Here is a 17,025-nt window from a genome sequence, read left to right as displayed (position 1 = left end):
TCTGGTGCGACCGGGTGCTGCCTGAACGGCGCTCACTTGCCGATGCGTTGAGCCAATTCCACGGCCTTGCCGATGTAATTGCCCGGGGTCATGGCGCGCAGGCGGGCCTTCTCTTCCTCGGGCAGCTCCAGCGTCTCGATGAAGGCCAGGATGGACTCCTTCGTGATGGCCTTGCCGCGTGTGAGTTCCTTCAGGCGCTCGTACGGGTTGGGCAGGGCATGGCGGCGCATCACGGTCTGGATGGGCTCGGCCAGCACTTCCCAGGAGCTGTCGAGGTCGTCGGCCAGCGCTTGCGGGTTGACTTCGAGCTTGCCCAGGCCACGTGCCAGGCTGTCGTAGGCCAGCAGGGCGTAACCCAGCGCCACACCCATGTTGCGCAGCACGGTCGAGTCGGTCAGGTCACGTTGCCAGCGGCTGATGGGCAGCTTCTGGCTCAGGTGGGTCAGCACCGCGTTGGCCAGGCCCAGGTTGCCTTCGGCGTTCTCGAAGTCGATCGGGTTGACCTTGTGCGGCATGGTCGACGAACCGATTTCGCCAGCCTTGGTCTTTTGCTTGAAGTAGCCCAGGCTGATGTAGCCCCACACGTCGCGCGAGAAGTCGATCAGGATGGTGTTCGTGCGCGTGACGGCGTCGAACAGCTCGGCCATGTAGTCGTGCGGCTCGATCTGGATGGTGTAGGGGTTGAAGGTCAGGCCCAGCTGGTTCTCGATCACCGACTGGCTGAAGGCTTCCCAGTCCTTCTCGGGGTAGGCCGAGAGGTGGGCGTTGTAGTTGCCCACGGCGCCGTTCATCTTGGCCAGCAGCTTGACGTCGGCGATGCGCTCACGGGCGGTCGCCAGGCGGGCCACCACGTTGGCGATCTCCTTGCCCACGGTGGTGGGCGAGGCGGTCTGGCCGTGGGTGCGGCTGAGCATGGGGATGGCAGCGAACTGGTGCGCCATGCCGCTGAGCGTGCCGATCAGGCCGTCGATGGCCGGCAGGACCACCTGCTCGCGTGCGGCCTTGAGCATCAAGCCGTGGCTGGTGTTGTTGATGTCTTCAGACGTGCAGGCAAAGTGCACGAACTCACCGGCCTTCTCCAGCTCGGGCTGCCCGGCAAAGCGCTGCTTGATCCAGTACTCGACGGCTTTGACGTCGTGGTTGGTCGTCTTTTCGATGTCCTTGATGGCCTGGGCATCGGCCTCGGCGAAACGCGCCACCAGGCCGCGCAGGAAGCCGCGTGCGGCCTCGGACAGCGGTGCCAGCTCGGGCAGGCCGGCGTCAGACAGGGCGATGAACCACGCGATTTCCACCTGCACGCGGCGGTGCATCAGGCCGAACTCGGACAGCAGCGGGCGCAGGGCTGCGACCTTGGGCGCATAGCGGCCGTCCAGCGGCGAGAGGGCGGTCAAGGCGGAAAGTGCAGAGGGGTTCATGGCTCGGTCCCAGGTGACATCAGGCAAACCCGCGATTTTACCTGCTGCCCCACTCCATGGCCACCTCCACCCGGGCGTGACGAGCCGGCCAATGACGCATCACGCTGTGCAACGCCACCCTCGAGCGCAGGGTGACCGACCGGGCGCGAAGCGCCCAAGCACGGTGCTGGGCCCATGGCAGGTAGATGCCGCCGGTGCCCACAACCAGGCAAGCCTGCAGCAGGTGCTCACCCAACAAGGACCGGGCCGAGAGCACACACCGAAAGCGCAGGCTGCGGTTGCCCGTCTGATCCCACACCAGGCAGAACAAACGAGCCTGCCATTGCCACCAGCTCGTCAGGACCCAGACCAGGGCGATCGCCCCACCCACCAGCACCGCACCCATCTGCCCCCAGGCGGGCGACAAGGCCTGCACCGCCCACACAGCGACCAGCGCCAGTCCACCCAGGGCAGCCCCCAGCCAGGCGGTCTGCACCCACTGCCTCAGGCAAGCCTGGCGGACCTCGGCACGGCGGGCCTGCCAACGCAGCCGCAAAGGCCCCACCCTGGCGCCCGACTGCCGAAGCCCGGCCAGACGCCAGGCACCTTCGGACAGCAGCAACACCCCCAACAAGGCCCAGGCAACGCCACCCACCGCCCAAGTCACCTTCGGCGGGCGCCCCAGTGCCAGCCAGGCCGCCACCAGCCAGACGCTGCCCAGCAGCCACACCAAGGGCGCGGCCGCCGCCCGCCACGCCTCTGACACCCGGCCCTGCCAGGCCAGGGGACGGCGCCCCCAGCTCATGCGGTTGACGCGGTGTGACACGGCGGCCAGCCACAACATGGGCCAGCTCATCACCGCGATGGTCAGACCCGCCAGGCCCGCCCAGGGGCTGTCGAGCGCTGCCAGCCCGCCGCCCAACAGCAGGGCCATGACCAACAGCTGGCGCACCAGCATCGCCCAGGGCGAAGCGTGATCATCGAGCCCCTGCCCTCCCAGTTGCGTGTGCTGCAGCAGGTGGCGACGACAACGCAAGCGCGCCCAAGGCAGGCCCAGGCTCAGCGTGAACAGGGTGAACAGCGCACCCTGCAGCCAGGTCGACGCGTAGTCGTCGGCGTGGGAGGTGAACTGCACCGGCCAGGTGTCAACGCCACGCTTGGGCAGGCGAGGCAGGCCACGCCGCAGCCCCACCACCGACGAAGAGGGCGCGGTCGAGGTCTCTGACTCGGAAAAAGGCGACAAGGCGGCAGACAACGAAGGCCCCTTGGGATCGAAACGGTGAACAGGCTCCCAGCAAGGGCAACGCCAGGATGTTCTCAACTGCGACAAATGTAATGGGTTGATTCTCGCAGCCTCGCTGGAGCCCCCCTCTTGGGCGGGTTCCCTGGGGAGTTCAAAGGGGTTCCGGACAGGCGGTCACTCGGCAGATAAAATCCGACGCAAACACACATCGCGACACAGAATGAAACTGATCGGATCCCTGACCAGCCCCTTCGTCCGCAAGGTACGCATCGTGCTGGCCGAGAAAAAGCTCGACTACAAGTTCGAGGTGGAGGACGTGTGGGCCGCCGACACCACCATCGCCACGTCCAACCCGCTGGGCAAGGTGCCCTGCCTGGTGATGGAAGGCGGTGAGGCCGTCTTCGACTCACGCGTGATCGTCGAATACGTCGACACCCTCTCGCCCGTGGGCAAGCTCATCCCCCTGAGCGGCCGCGAGCGCGTGGAAGTGCGCACCTGGGAAGCCCTGGCCGACGGCATGCTCGACGCCGCCATCCTGGCCCGCATGGAAGCCACCTGGGTTGGCCGCACGGAAGCCCAACGCAGCCAGGCCTGGATCGACCGCCAACTCAGCAAGGTGCACACCAGCCTCAAGGCCATGAGCCAGGGCCTGGGCGACCGCGCCTGGTGCACCGGCATCCACCACAGCCTGGCCGACATCTGCGTCGGCTGCGCGCTGGGCTACCTCGACTTCCGCTTCCCGGAAATCGACTGGCGCGCTGACCACCCCAACCTGGCCCGCCTGTTCGAGAAGCTGGCGCAACGCCCCGGCTTCGCCGACACGGCGCCGCCCAAGGCTTGAACACCCGGCCCCGTGACTCGCACGGGGCCGCTTGATCTGGCGCTCGGCTCAGTCGGTCAGCTCGAACGACTCGGCGCGAGCGCGCAACCAGTACTGCTCGAACACAGGCTGGCTCCATGGCACGGCACCGCGCTCGGCGGCCAGCAGCTCTCCGGCCTTCATGTAGGGCAGCAGGTTCGACAGCCGCTTGACCTCCACCCCTGACACCCGCCGCACGATGTGGTCGGCGGTGATCTCGTTGGGGTGCCTCAGGCCTGCCGCTTGAACCAGCTCCTGCAGGGCATGCAAGGTGTTGCGGTGATAACGCAGCACACGCTCGGCTTTGTCTGGCACCACCAGCGCGCGCTGGCGCATCGGGTCCTGTGTGGTCACGCCCGTTGGACAATGCCCGGTGTGGCAGGCCTGCGCCTGGATGCAACCCAGCGCGAACATGAAGCCCCGCGCCGAATTGCACCAGTCGGCGCCCAGCGCCATCATGCGCGCGATGTCAAAGGAGCTGATGACCTTGCCAGCGCAGCCGATCTTGACGCGGTGCCGCTCACCCAGGCCCACCAGCGTGTTGTGAACCAGCAGCAGGCCCTCCTGCAGCGGCGCACCCACGTGGTCCGTGAACTCCAGCGGCGCCGCGCCCGTGCCGCCTTCGGCCCCGTCGACCACGATGAAGTCCGGCCAAAGACCGGTCTTCTGCATGGCCTTGACCATGGCGAACCACTCCCAGGGGTGGCCCATGCAGAACTTGAATCCCACCGGCTTGCCACCGGAGAGCTGGCGCAGCTTCTCGATGAACTGCATCATCTCGATCGGCGTGGAGAACGCGCTGTGGCTGGCTGGCGAGACACAGTCCTGGCCCACCGGCACCTCGCGCGCCTCGGCGATCTCGGGCGTGACCTTCGGGCCCGGCAACACGCCGCCGTGCCCGGGCTTGGCCCCCTGGCTGACCTTGAGCTCGATGAGCTTGACCTGCGGCTCGCTCGCGTTGGCGGCAAAACGCGCCTCGTCAAAACGGCCATCGGCGCTGCGGCAACCGAAGTAGCCCGAGCCGATCTCCCAGATCAGGTCACCACCAGGCCCCCGGTGATAGCGACTGATGGAGCCCTCGCCGGTGTCGTGCGCAAAGCCCCCGCGCTTGGCGCCCGTGTTGAGCGCCAGGATCGCGTTGGCGCTCAGGGCACCGAAACTCATCGCCGAGATGTTGAACAGGCTGGCGCTGTACGGCTGGGTGCAGGACGAGCCGCCGGCACCGATCGTCACGCGGAAATCGTGCGAAGGCAGGTGCGTCGGGCTGACCGAGTGGCTGAGCCATTCGTAGCCATTGGCACCGACGTCTTTTTGTGTGCCGAAGGGGCGCTTGTCGGGCTCACCCTTGGCGCGTTGGTAGACGAGCGAGCGCTGCTGACGCGAGAACGGCGCCGCCTCGTTGTCGCTCTCGATGAAGTACTGGCGCAGCTCCGGCCGGATGAACTCCAGCAGGTAGCGCAGGTGACCGATGACCGGGTAGTTGCGCAGCACCGAGCGCGAAGTCTGCCGGACATCGTTCAAGCCCAGCAGCACCAGCCCGCCACCTGCGGCACTCAGGAAGGCCGCGCTCCAACCAGGCACCCGCGCCCAGCGGCACAGGCCCCAAGCGAACAGGAACCAGGCAAACGCCCACACACCGTAGCGGATGGGCACGTGTTCATTGAGTCGAATCAACCAGCGTGGCATGGTCTCCTCCGGCCTGTTTGCACGGGGCGCGCAACCTCGACACAAGCACTCTAGCCAATCGACGGCAAGGCATTCGAGAAGAAAGACCGGGTTTCGGGGAGCAGCCCCAGGGATGAACGGCACATGCATCGCCTTGGCCAAGCGGGCGAAATGCGGCTACACTTTTGACCAGCGCCGATTTGTCCTGGCCAGGAGCGATGTCTCCGGGCTCACGACGGTTCCGAATTGCGGGCGCTTTAAAAATGCCGCTAAAGAGGTCGCTGCCACCGGCCCCTGCTTCTTGCGCGGCCGGTTTTGTTTTTCCTGGGCCCTGCTCCATGTCACTTGGCATCGTCACGCCTGCCACGCTGCACTTCAGCGAACCGCTGCACCTGCAAAGCGGTGCGCAGCTGCGCGACTACTCCCTCGCCTACGAAACCCACGGCCAGCTCAACGCCGACGCCAGCAACGCCGTGCTGGTGTGCCATGCGCTCAACGCCTCGCACCACGTCGCCGGCCTGCACGCGGGCCCCGATGGTCAGCCTCTGCCCAAAAGCCAGGGCTGGTGGGACAACATGATCGGCCCGGGCAAACCCGTCGACACCAACAAGTTCTTCGTCATCGGCATCAACAACCCCGGCTCCTGCTTTGGCTCGACCGGCCCGATGCACACGAACCCGGACACGGGCAAGCCCTACGGCGCCGACTTCCCCGTCGTGACGGTGGAAGACTGGGTCAACGCCCAGGCGCGCGTGCTCGATGCCTTGGGCGTCAGGCAACTGGCGGCGGTGCTGGGCGGCAGCCTGGGCGGCATGCAGGCCCTGAGCTGGACGCTGCAGCACCCCGATCGCGTGCGCCATTGCGTGGCCGTGGCCACGGCCCCGAAGCTCTCGGCACAGAACATCGCCTTCAACGAGGTGGCGCGCCGCGCCATCGTCACCGACCCCGACTTCCACGGCGGCCACTTCTACGAGCATGGCGTGGTGCCGCGCCGCGGCCTGCGCGTGGCCCGCATGATCGGCCACATCACCTACTTGTCTGACGACGTGATGGAAGAGAAGTTCGGCCGCGAAATGGTGGGCCGCGCCATCGGCGACGCGCCCAGCTACAGCACCCAGGACATCGAGTTCCAGGTCGAGAGCTACCTGCGCTACCAGGGCGACAAGTTCAGCGACTACTTCGACGCCAACACCTACCTGCTGATCACGCGCGCGCTGGACTACTTCGACCCGGCCCGCACGCATGGCGGCAAGCTGGCGGCGGCCATGGCCAAAGCGCTGGCCAAGTTCCTGGTCATCAGCTTCACCACCGACTGGCGCTTCTCGCCGGCGCGCTCGCGCGAGATCGTCAAGGCCCTGGTCGACAACCGCCACGACGTGAGCTACGCCGAGATCGACGCGCCGCACGGCCACGACGCCTTCCTGCTCGACGACCCGCGCTACCACGGGGTGGTGCGCGCCTACTTCGAGCGCATTGCGCAGGAAGTCCAAGGAGTGCGCGCATGAACGCCGTGCAATTGCAGGCCTCGCGCCAACGCTTTCACCGCACCATCGCCGATCTGATCCCCAAAGGCTCGCGCGTGCTCGACCTGGGCTGCGGCAGCGGTGAGCTGCTGGCCCTGCTGCGCGACGAACGCGGCTGCAGCGGCTACGGCATCGAGCTCGACGACGCCCAGGTGATGGCCTGCGTGGCGCGCGGCATCAACGTCATCCAGCACAACCTCGAAGAAGGCCTGGCCCTGTTCGAGGACAACAGCTTCGACGTGGTGCTGCAGCTCGACACGCTCCAGCACCTGCGCAACACCGAGGCCATGCTGCGCGAGACCGCGCGCATCGGCCGCGTGGGCCTGGTCAGCTTCCCCAATTTTGCGCACTGGCCGCACCGACTCAGTGTGTTGCGCGGGCGCATGCCCGTCACGCGTGCACTGCCCTACCAGTGGTACGACACGCCCAACATCCGCGTGGCCACGTTTGCCGATTTCGAGGTGCTGGCGCGCCGCAACGGCTTGCGCATCGTGGAGTCGTTCGGGCTGCACGAGGGCGAAGTGGTGCGCACCTGGCCCAACCTGATGGCCAGCTCGGCGGTGTTCCAGTTCGAGCGAGCCTGAGCGGCTGCGATCGGGCCATTCACCGATCGCTCACGGGCCCTGAACGGGCAAAAAAAGGGGCGCTCCCCGCCAAGGGATCGCCCAAACGCTCTGGTCAAACAAACGGCTCGAAAGCCGCAGGCCCCTCGTGCTGCCTGGCTCGTGTCTGGCGGGCGCCAGCTGAGAGAACCAATCAGCGAACCCGCATGAGGATATGCATTTGGCGTGCCAGCTTGCTTGATGCGGGTCATGCGCATCGGGCACAGATGGCACGCACATGAAAAAGGCGCCCGAAGGCGCCTTGTGTGGTCCGGTGCGAGGGACTGGCGATGCAGCCCCCGCTCGAGCCCGATCAGAAAGCGTGCTTGACGCCCACTGCGAAGGTGCGACCGCCCTTCAGGTCGGACAGCTTTTCGCTGGAGAAGGCGACGTACACGTCGGTGCGCTTGCTGATGTAGTGGTCGTAGCCCAGGCTGAAGATGCGGCTCTTGGCGTCGTCACCCACGAAGATGTCGGCGAGCTTCCACTTGGCTTGGCCGTAGGAAGCCAGGATGGAGCCGGAGGCGGAAACAGGCACGGACACGCCGACTTGCAGCACGTCAGACTTGTCGAATGCGCCCAGCAGCAGGCTGGTGTCTTCGTACTTGAAGTTGGTGTACTGGCCAAAGGCCTTCAGCACGCCGAAGTCGTAGCTGGCGCCGAAGTTGATGGCCTTGTATTCGCCAGGGTAAGCAGAAGCCGCAGCGGGCGTCACGCCACCGTCGAGGTACACCACCATGGCGCTCAGGGGACCATTGTTGTAGGCCAGCGAGACGGTGTAGCTGTTGGAGGTGCCGGCGGCGGCGCTTTCCTTGGGCGAGTACTGCAGCAAACCGCTGAAGCCAGCGAACACCGGGGTTTCGTAGGTGATGGAGTTCACCAAGCCCGTGTCGGTGTAGTTGCTGTTGATGAACACGCCATTGTTGAGGCCGCTGCTGGTCGAGCCCAGGTCATAGAAATGACGCATGGTGGGCGAGAAGGTCATGGAGCTACCGAACGGGTTGTACAGCAGGCCCGAGGTGAAGATGGCGTTGTCGTACTGACCCAGGATGACCTTACCGAAACCACCGCTCAGGCCGACCCACGAGGCACGGCTCCAGAACTGACCAGCCTGGTTGGGAACGTTCGAACCGCTGTCGACACCGATGAAGGACTCCAGGGCGAACTCGGCCTTCAGGCCACCGCCCAGGTCTTCCACGCCGGAGAAGCCGATGAAGCTGGTCATCATGTCGCCGCTTTGAACGCGGGTCGTCGACTTGGGCTCGTTGTTGACGATGTCAACGGGCTTGTAAGAGCCAAAAGAAACGTCCAGCGAGCCGTACAGCTTGACGCTGGACTGGGCTTGGGCGGCGCCAACCAGGGCCAGCAGGGCGGCGGCGGCCACCAGGTTCTTCTTTGCAAACATCAGGTTCTCCTAGCAATGGGAAGAAGGTTGTTATCTCTGCACCGCAGGCAATCGAGGCCAAGCTGTGCCGAGGAACTTGTTGGGACAAACTGTCCTCGCCGATCATTTAAGCAAGAATCATGCTCACTTGAACCCCCGTGTGTTGCATCTACGCAACTTGCGAGGCCGGACGACCGGCTGCCAATAAGCAAGCTCCAGGCCAGGTGTTTTGAGGCAAAAAAAAGCGCCCCCGAGGGGGCGCTTTCAAGTCTGGTTCAAACAAGGTGACCGCGTTCAGCGGTCAGGTGTCATGCTTCAGAAAGCGTGACGCAGGCCAACGGCCAGCAGGTTGCGGCTGGACTTTTGGTCAGGGTTGATGGCGATGCCTTCCTTGTAGGTCTCGCGGGTGTAGGCAGCGTAAGCGCTGGTGCGCTTGGACAGGCTGTGGGTGTAGCCCAGCGAGTACTGACGGGACTTGTCTGCACCTTCGGTGTCATCGACGGTCAGCTTGCCGGAACCGAACGAAGCCAGGACAGCGCCGTTGGCCGAAACAGGCACGGACACGCCCAGTTGGAAGTCACGGGTCTTGGCGTCGCCGTCGATGTTCTTGACCGAGATCTTGGCGTTCTGGTACTGAGCGAACACCTTGGCCACGGTCAGGTCATAGCTGGCGCCCAGCAGGTAGCCGGTTTGCTTCTGGTTGGTGGCAGCACCTTGGGTGTTGCGCACGTCGCCATACACCAGCGAAGCGGCCAGGGGGCCGTTGGTGTAGTTGGCCGACACGGCGTTGCCGCCCGAGCGGTAGTTGGTGGCGGTGGAGCCGTTGGCTTCCTTCAGGCTGGTTTGAGCCGACAGGGTCAGGCCGGACAGGCTGGGCGAGACGTAGGTCAGGCTGTTGGACCAGCTGTCGCTGCCAACGCTCAGGAAAGCGAAGTCACCAGAGATGCCGAAGGGGTTGAACTTGGTGGTTTCTTCCTTGAACAGGCTTTCACGGCGGCCAGCGTGCACGGCACCGAAGTCACCAGCGAGGCCAACGTAGGCGTTGCGACCGAAGAAGTTCGAGGAACCGCCCGAGGCAGCACCGCTGTCCACGGCGATTTCAGATTCCAGCTTGAAGACAGCCTTCAGGCCACCACCCAGGTCTTCGGTGCCACGCAGGCCGAAGTACGACTCGGTCATGCGACCCGATTCGATGTTGGTGACGGTGCTCGACTGGGCGCCGTAGGGCTTGTTTTGGTCGCGTCCGATGGACACGTCCAGGTTGCCGTACAGGGTCACGGACGATTGGGCAAAGGCGGAGGTGGCGGCAGCCAGAGCGGCCAGAGCGATCAAGTGCTTTTTCATTCAGATTCTCCTTCAGGGTTTTTGCACCAACAATGTGCATCCAGGACAACCAAACGCCGTCAGGCGTCCGGAAAGTCAGGCGGTACATCGCCGAGCTGCTGCCGATTGTGTTGGATCAGCGGGCAAAACTCAGGACGAAACCTCAAGAGAAACGAAGGTTTACCCCCTTATGGGGTGCATTCGCACCAAAATAGTTGCGGACACACCACACTGGGGCACCCGAAAGATTCCGGACAAGCTCAACGAGCCCACACGGCCAGGATCTGCTCTCCGTAGGCCTCGAGCTTCTTGGCCCCCACCCCACTGATCGTGGCCAACTCGCCCAGAGAGGTGGGCGCCAGGCGGGCCATCTCGGCCAGCGTGGCGTCGTGGAAAACGACGTAGGCCGGCAGGTTGTGCTCGCGCGCGACCTGGGCGCGCCAGGCCTTGAGGAGTTCGTAGCGGGCCAGCGCGTCGCCGTCGAGCGGGATGGGCGGGGCCGAGGCCTTGCCCCGCGCCGGTTTGCTGCGCGAACCCGGCTCGGCCGCCTGCTTGAGCACGATGCCGACCTCACCTTTGAGCACCGCGCGGGCGCTGGCGCTCAGGCCCAGGGTGTTGAACTCACCCTCGGCCACGACGTGACCCAGGGCGATGAGCTGGCGCAGCACGGCGCGCCATTGCGCCTCCGACAGGTCGGCGCCGATGCCGAAGGTGCTGAGCGATTCGTGGCCGTATTGCGCCACCTTGTCGGTGCGGCGGCCGCGCAGCACGTCGATCAGGTGGCCGGCACCAAAACGCTGCTGGCCGTGCTGCCAGAAGCGGTAGATGCCGCTGAGCAGCTTGCGGGCGGCCTCGGTGCCGTCCCAGGTCTGGGGCGGGTGCAGGCAGTTGTCGCAGTTGCCGCAGGGCTGGCTGGCTTCGCCGAAGTAGGCCAGCAGGCGCACGCGGCGGCAGTCGTGGGCCTCGGCCAGGGCCAGCAGGGCGTCGAGCTTGGCGCGCTGCACGCGCTTGAAATCGTCGTGCGCCGGGCTTTCGTCGATCATGCGGCGCTGGTTGACCACGTCGGCCAGGCCATAGGCCAGCCAAGCTTCGGCCTCGGCGCCGTCGCGGCCGGCACGACCCGTCTCCTGGTAGTAGGCCTCGATGTTCTTGGGCAGGTCGAGGTGGGCCACGAAGCGCACATCGGGCTTGTCGATGCCCATGCCGAAGGCCACCGTGGCCACCATGACCAGGCCGTCTTCGCGCAGGAAGCGGTCTTGATGGCGCTGGCGCACGGCCGAATCCAGGCCTGCGTGGTACGGCAGGGCCGAGATGCCCTGCTCTTTGAGCCACTCGGCGGTGTCTTCGACCTTCTTGCGGCTTTGGCAGTAGACGATGCCGGCCTCGCCCTCGTGCTCGTCGCGGATGAAGCGCAGCAGCTGCTGACGGGGGTTGTCCTTCTCGACCAGGGCGTAGCGGATGTTGGGGCGGTCGAAGCTGCTGAGGAAGACGCTGGCGGCGTGCAGGTCCAGGCGCGTGACCATGTCGGCGCGGGTCTGGTCGTCGGCGGTGGCGGTCAGCGCCACGCGCGGCACGTCGGGGTAGCGCTCGTGCAGCAGGCTCAGCTGCAGGTAGTCTTCGCGGAAGTCATGGCCCCACTGGCTGACGCAGTGGGCCTCGTCGATGGCGAACAGGCTGAGCAGGCCGCGCTCGTGCAGGCTGGCCAGCTGGGCCTGAAAACGCGGGTGGGTGACCCGCTCGGGTGCCACGTAGAGCATCACCAGGCGGCCAGACATCATCTCGCGCTCGATGTGCTGGGCCTCGTCGTTGCTCAGGGTGCTGTTGAGGAAGGCCGCGTGCACGCCGACTTCTTCGAGGGCGCCGACCTGGTCATGCATGAGCGCGATCAGCGGCGAGACGACGACGGTGACGCCCAGCCCCCGGCGGTGGCGGGAAATGGCCGGCACCTGATAACAAAGGCTCTTGCCGCCACCCGTGGGCATGAGCACCAGGGCGTCGCCACCCGAAGCCACCCGCTCGACGACGGCGGCTTGCTGGCCTCGGAAAGCCGGGTAGCCGAAGACCTCTTGCAGGATGCGCAAGGGGTCTGCGGACAAGGTGGCCGACGGGGAGGCTGAGAGGGATTCGGGCAGGGCGGACACGCGGACAGGACAAACAGGCAGACAAGGGGCTGTCCGCACACCAGCGGCCACGGCGGGCCTGCTTCAGACAGACCCCCGATTGTCGCCGCTGTGCGCCCCCTGGCGCACGGGCCTGCCTTCCCTCGTCAGAAGGCGCGCCGTGGGGGGATGTGGCCCGCAAGCGCCCAACCCGCGGAGGGGCGCCGACCTCATCCTCGAAAGGCAGGCCCTGATCAGACCTGGAAGAAGGCCACCGCCCCGCGCAAGCTCTCCGACTGCTGCCGCAAGGAGGCCGCCGCCGCAGCCGCCTCTTCGACCATGGCGGCGTTTTGCTGCATGGTCTCGTCGATGGCGCTGACGGCTTCGCTGATCTGGCCGATGCCGGTGGCCTGCTCGCGCGCCGAAGAGGTGATCTCGGCGACGACCTGCTGCACGCGGCGCACCGCCTCGACGGCGTCCTGGATGGTCTGGCCGGCTTCGGCCACCAGGCCATTGCCACGCTCGACGTTGCTGACGCTGCCCTGGATCAGGTCCTTGATTTCGCGCGCAGCGGTGGCGCTGCGTTGCGCCAAAGCTCGCACTTCAGAGGCCACGACCGCAAAACCACGGCCGTTCTCGCCTGCGCGGGCTGCCTCCACTGCGGCGTTCAAAGCCAGGATGTTGGTCTGGAAGGCAATGCCGTCGATCACGCTGATGATGTCGGCGATCTTGCGCGAGCTGGCGTGGATGGCGCCCATGGTCTCGACCACCTGGCCGACGACCGCACCACCCCGCTCGGCGACCACGGTGGCCTGATCGGCCAGCTGTCCTGCCTGGGCGGCGTGGCTGGCCGACTGCTGCACGCCCGCGCTGAGCTGCTCGACCGAGGCGGCGGTTTCCTGCAGGCGTGAAGCCTGTTGCTCGGTTCGCAAGGACAGGTCCTGGTTGCCCACGGCGATCTCGGTGGACGCGTGCGCCACGGTTTCAGCCGAGGTGCGCACCTGCGAGACCACGCCGCGAAGGCTTTCGTTCATGCGGATGACGGTGGACACGAGGTGGCTGAGCTCGTCGCGACCCTGAGCATTGAGCTGGCGATCGAGCCGGCCGGCGGCCACGTCGGCGGCGGCGTGCAGCACCTCGCTCAGCGGGCGGGTGATGCTGCGCAGGATCAGCCAACTGGCCGCCGCCCCCACCGCCAGCCCGATGGCCAGCAGCAAGGCAATGCCTGAGAGCACCTGCGAGGACGCAGCCTGCGCGCGCTCCTGGGCAGCCAACTCCCTTTGCTGACTGAGCTCGAAGACGGCGGCAACCAGTTTGTCCAGCTGCGCGGTGGGCTCGCGGTCCTTGCCCTTGACGGCCTTGTCGACCACCTGGGCGCTGCCCGAGGGGTCCGCCTAGTCAAACGCCTGCAAGGCCGCGAGGTAGGTCTGCTGCAAGGCGGCGAGCGACTCGCGCGAGGCCTTGACCGGCGCCGTGTCCAGGCCCATCTGGCCATAGAGCGCCTCCAAGTCGGTCAGGCGGGCAGCCACTTCGCCGCCCTCCTTTTCAAAGGCCTTGCGGTATTTGTCATGCGCTTCGGCCTGGTGGCTTCGCAGCAGCAGGTTCTTCCACTCCTGGATCTGGATCTTGAAGCTGACCTGAGCGCTGCGGGCGAGGTCGATGGCGCGGGCGTGCTCCTGCGACATCGCGTGGGCTTGTTCGATGTGGTGCGTGCTGTTGCGCATCGCCATCCAGCCCAGCCCGCCCACCAGCAAGGTGATGAGCAGCAGCAAGGCGGCGAGCGCGGCGATGCGCGCGCCGATGGAGATTTGGTTGAGCGACATGGATCCCTCCGGTGGACAGGCTCGGCAATCGATGCCGGCCCCCGGCCGCGATCCTGCTGCGCCGCCCCGGCAAAGGGGATGTCAGCTTTTCGGCATGAAGACCCCTCGGCTTGAGGGGCCGAACGGATCAACTGGTCTCAGTTTGCCTGGGCTGGCACCACTGCATTCGTGTAGGCCTGCACAAAAGCGGGGGGCATGCGGCGCACCTTGCCCTGAGCGATGTCGACACAAACGAACTCGCTGCGGCCCCGAAAAGCCGTTTGGCCATCGTCGATTCGGATGAACTGGTAGTGGCGCTGCAAGGTGAGTTTGTCGGCCCCGGTCAACCAGGTGCCCAGCACGATGCGCTCGCCCAGGCGGGTGGCCTGGATGTAGTTGAGCTCGTGCTGCCGCACCACCATGCCGTGCCCCAGGGCCTCGTACTCGGCCGGGCCCAGGCCCAGCGCGGTGGAATGCGCCCAGGCGATGTCTTCGAGCCACTGCAGGTAGACCACGTTGTTGGTGTGGCGCATGAGGTCGATGTGCTCGGGCGACACCGTCACCACCAGGGTGTGCGGGTTCGGGCGGTCCCAGGGCAGGTTGCTCAAGGTGCTCAGGTCGTTGGCAGACATGTGGCGCGGATCGCGGTTGGGGTGGCAGGGGCCGATGATGCCACCGCGATGCGCCCCACCCGGCCAACATCTTGAGTTGAACTTGACAAATCATCCGGTCAAACCCTGAGAACACCCGACTCACGTCTGGCCATTCGGGTGGCATGATGGCGCCATTCTTGAGTCGGACTCAACATGAGCGCCACGCTGCAACGCCACCAACCCCGACAGGCCCGCTCCGCCCACCGCGTGCAGGCCATCCTTTCTGCCGCCCGCCAGGTGTTTTCGGCGCAGGGCTTCCAGCGCGCGACCATGGCCCACATCGCCGAGCTGGCCGGGGTGTCCGAGGCCACCGTCTTCACCTACTTCCCGGGCAAGCGAGAGCTGTGCATCCAGGTCATCACCGAGTGGTATGACGAGATCAGCACCGAGCTCGAGCGCGACCTGCCCCAGCTGCAAGGCGTGCACGCCAAGCTGGCCCACGTGGTGCGCGCCCACCTGGTGACCCTGCTGGCCGATGGCTCGGGGCTGTGCGCCCTGGTGCTCAGCGAGGGCCGCGCCGCCGACCCCGAACTCGCCGCCGTGCTGGCCGAGTGCCGCCGCCGCTACACCGCACCGCTGATGCAGGCCCTGGCAGAAGGCCAGGCCTCGGGCGACGTGCGAGCCGACATGCCGCTGCGCCTGCTGCGCGACCTGGTCTACGGCTCGATGGAGCACGTGCTCTGGGACGCCATCACCACCCAGAAGCGCCCGCGCATCGACACCACGGCCGAGCAGCTGACCGAGCTGATCTGGTCGGCCGTGATGCCGCGCGACACCTCGCTGGAAGCCCTGCGGCGCCTGCGCGACGAGGTGGCGGCGGCCTTGCGACAAACCGAAACCCCGCCGTCCACACGCTGAACGGAGACCCCATGCCCGTGCTGAACACCCAGCTCAACCCGCGCAGCGAGGCCCACCTGGCCAACGCCGCCGCGATGCAGGCCCTCGTCGAGGACCTGGAACGCCAACTGGACGTCGTCACCCTGGGCGGCGGTGAGGCCCCGCGCGCCAAGCACCTGGCCCGGGGCAAGCTGTTGCCGCGCGACCGCGTGGCGCAGCTGCTCGACGCCGGATCGCCCTTCCTGGAAGTGGCCCCGCTGGCCGCCTTGAACGTGTACGACAACGCGGCGCCCTGCGCGGGCGTGATCGCTGGCATCGGCCGGGTGGCTGGCGTGGAATGCATGGTGGTGTGCAACGACGCCACCGTCAAAGGCGGCACCTACTACCCACTCACCGTCAAGAAGCACCTGCGCGCTCAAGAGATCGCACAGCAGAACCGCCTGCCCTGCATCTACCTGGTCGACTCGGGCGGTGCCAACCTGCCGAACCAGGACGAGGTCTTTCCGGATCGCGACCACTTCGGCCGCATCTTCTACAACCAGGCCAACATGAGCGCGGCCGGCATCCCTCAGATCGCGGTGGTGATGGGCTCGTGCACGGCCGGTGGCGCCTACATGCCGGCCATGAGCGACGAGACCATCATCGTTGCCAACCAGGGCACGATCTTCCTGGGCGGGCCGCCCCTGGTCAAAGCCGCCACGGGCGAAGAGGTCACGGCCGAGGACCTGGGTGGCGGCGACGTGCACACGCGGCTGTCGGGCGTGGCCGATCACCTGGCGCGCGACGACGAGCACGCGCTGGCCATCGCTCGGCAATGCGTGGCGCGTCTGAACTGGCGCAAGGTGCCCGAGTTGTCGCTGGTCACGCCCCGCCCGCCCCTGCTCGACCCCGCCGAGCTGATGGGCGTGATCCCGACGGACACGCGCAAGCCTTTTGACGTGCGCGAGGTGATCGGCCGCCTGGTGGACGGCTCCGAGTTCGACGAGTTCAAGGCCCGCTACGGCCCCACCCTGGTCTGCGGCTTCGCCCACATCGAAGGCATGCCCGTGGGCATCGTGGCCAACAACGGCATCCTGTTTTCGGAGTCGGCCAACAAGGGCGCGCACTTCATCGAGCTGTGCTGCCAGCGCAAGGTGCCCCTCGTCTTCTTGCAGAACATCACCGGCTTCATGGTGGGCCGAAAGGTCGAGAACGAGGGCATCGCTCGGGCCGGCGCCAAGATGGTGACGGCCGTGTCGTGTGCGCAGGTGCCGAAGTTCACCGTCGTCATCGGTGGCAGCTTCGGCGCGGGCAACTACGGCATGTGCGGCCGCGCCTTCAACCCGCGCTTCGTGTGGATGTGGCCGAACGCGCGCATCAGCGTGATGGGTGGCGAGCAGGCCGCGTCGGTGCTGGCCACCGTCAAGCGCGATGGCATCGAGGCCAAGGGCGGGCAGTGGAGCGCCGACGAAGAAGCCGCTTTCAAAGCCCCGATCCGCGAACAGTACGAAGCGCAAGGCCACCCCTACTACGCCACCGCCCGCCTGTGGGACGATGGCCTGATCCGCCCCACTGACACCCGCCGCGTGCTGGCCCTGGCCTTGAGCGCCAGCCTGAACGCCCCCATCCCCGAGACGCGTTTCGGCGTCTTCCGCATGTGAG

At 66.4% G+C, this 17,025-nt stretch carries 14 protein-coding genes; 5 read left to right on the top strand and 9 right to left on the bottom strand.

The genetic code is table 11. From position 1 onward, the window contains the following. Window positions 1-32: 32 nt before the first annotated feature. Both purB and ABG80_RS14860 read right to left on the bottom strand, forming a co-directional pair. The gene (gene purB / locus ABG80_RS14865) at window positions 33-1,415 is read right to left on the bottom strand and encodes an adenylosuccinate lyase (RefSeq protein ID WP_058088406.1); all 1,383 of its coding nucleotides are present in this window, start codon (window positions 1,413-1,415) and stop codon (window positions 33-35) included. 37 nt (window positions 1,416-1,452) lie between these two features. Then, a complete protein-coding gene (locus ABG80_RS14860) occupies window positions 1,453-2,637 on the bottom strand; it encodes a DUF898 family protein (protein WP_160322558.1) in 1,185 nt (394 codons plus the stop codon). 220 nt (window positions 2,638-2,857) lie between these two features. Between ABG80_RS14860 and ABG80_RS14855 the strand changes: the two genes are divergently transcribed. Beyond that, complete coding sequence (locus ABG80_RS14855) at window positions 2,858-3,478, top strand: glutathione S-transferase N-terminal domain-containing protein (RefSeq protein WP_058088404.1); 621 nt, start codon at window positions 2,858-2,860, stop codon at window positions 3,476-3,478. A gap of 48 nt (window positions 3,479-3,526) precedes the next feature. Here ABG80_RS14855 and ABG80_RS14850 read toward each other — a convergent pair whose 3' ends face one another. Further along, window positions 3,527-5,182 carry an FMN-binding glutamate synthase family protein gene (locus ABG80_RS14850; RefSeq protein ID WP_058088403.1) on the bottom strand — a complete coding sequence of 552 codons (1,656 nt, stop codon included), beginning with the start codon at window positions 5,180-5,182 and terminating at the stop codon, window positions 3,527-3,529. Between the two features lie 317 nt (window positions 5,183-5,499). On the opposite strand from ABG80_RS14850, the gene metX reads away from it, so the two are divergent. Together metX and metW are read left to right on the top strand one after the other, a co-directional pair. Beyond that, a complete protein-coding gene (gene metX / locus ABG80_RS14845) occupies window positions 5,500-6,666 on the top strand; it encodes a homoserine O-succinyltransferase MetX (protein ID WP_058088402.1) in 1,167 nt (388 codons plus the stop codon). Continuing rightward, window positions 6,663-7,268, top strand: a complete 606-nt coding sequence (gene metW / locus ABG80_RS14840) for a methionine biosynthesis protein MetW (RefSeq protein ID WP_058088401.1) — start codon at window positions 6,663-6,665, stop codon at window positions 7,266-7,268. Before metX ends, metW begins: the two co-directional genes overlap by 4 nt. Window positions 7,269-7,599: 331 nt before the next feature. Here metW and ABG80_RS14835 read toward each other — a convergent pair whose 3' ends face one another. The 6 genes from ABG80_RS14835 to ABG80_RS14815 form a co-directional block, all read right to left on the bottom strand. Beyond that, window positions 7,600-8,691, bottom strand: coding sequence for a porin (locus tag ABG80_RS14835; RefSeq protein ID WP_058088400.1), 1,092 nt, complete (start codon window positions 8,689-8,691; stop codon window positions 7,600-7,602). Window positions 8,692-8,985: 294 nt separating this feature from the next. Then, window positions 8,986-10,014 carry a porin gene (locus ABG80_RS14830; protein WP_058088399.1) on the bottom strand — a complete coding sequence of 343 codons (1,029 nt, stop codon included), beginning with the start codon at window positions 10,012-10,014 and terminating at the stop codon, window positions 8,986-8,988. A 239-nt stretch (window positions 10,015-10,253) separates the two neighbouring features. Continuing rightward, window positions 10,254-12,134, bottom strand: a complete 1,881-nt coding sequence (recQ, locus tag ABG80_RS14825; RefSeq protein WP_407638761.1) for a DNA helicase RecQ — start codon at window positions 12,132-12,134, stop codon at window positions 10,254-10,256. A gap of 212 nt (window positions 12,135-12,346) precedes the next feature. Continuing rightward, window positions 12,347-13,462: a methyl-accepting chemotaxis protein gene (locus ABG80_RS14820; RefSeq protein WP_083506138.1), complete on the bottom strand. Its 1,116-nt coding sequence runs from the start codon at window positions 13,460-13,462 to the stop codon at window positions 12,347-12,349. A gap of 24 nt (window positions 13,463-13,486) precedes the next feature. Next, entirely contained in the window at window positions 13,487-13,915 is a 429-nt protein-coding gene (locus ABG80_RS21585; protein ID WP_083506137.1) for a Tar ligand binding domain-containing protein, read from the bottom strand. 137 nt (window positions 13,916-14,052) lie between these two features. Further along, window positions 14,053-14,526: an acyl-CoA thioesterase gene (locus tag ABG80_RS14815; protein WP_058088398.1), complete on the bottom strand. Its 474-nt coding sequence runs from the start codon at window positions 14,524-14,526 to the stop codon at window positions 14,053-14,055. A 174-nt stretch (window positions 14,527-14,700) separates the two neighbouring features. Here ABG80_RS14815 and ABG80_RS14810 point away from each other — a divergent pair, with 174 nt between their 5' ends. Then, window positions 14,701-15,405 (top strand): TetR/AcrR family transcriptional regulator, encoded by a 705-nt coding sequence (locus tag ABG80_RS14810; RefSeq protein WP_058088397.1) that lies wholly within the window; start codon window positions 14,701-14,703, stop codon window positions 15,403-15,405. Between the two features lie 11 nt (window positions 15,406-15,416). Continuing rightward, window positions 15,417-17,024 (top strand): carboxyl transferase domain-containing protein, encoded by a 1,608-nt coding sequence (locus tag ABG80_RS14805; protein WP_058088396.1) that lies wholly within the window; start codon window positions 15,417-15,419, stop codon window positions 17,022-17,024. The last annotated feature ends 1 nt before the right edge of the window (window position 17,025 follow it).

The organism is Aquabacterium parvum, assembly GCF_001447195.1.
GTDB classification, from domain to species: domain Bacteria; phylum Pseudomonadota; class Gammaproteobacteria; order Burkholderiales; family Burkholderiaceae_C; genus Aquabacterium; species Aquabacterium parvum.
The sequence above is the reverse complement of the archived record's forward strand: the minus strand, read 5'-3'. Positions and strand labels throughout refer to the sequence as shown.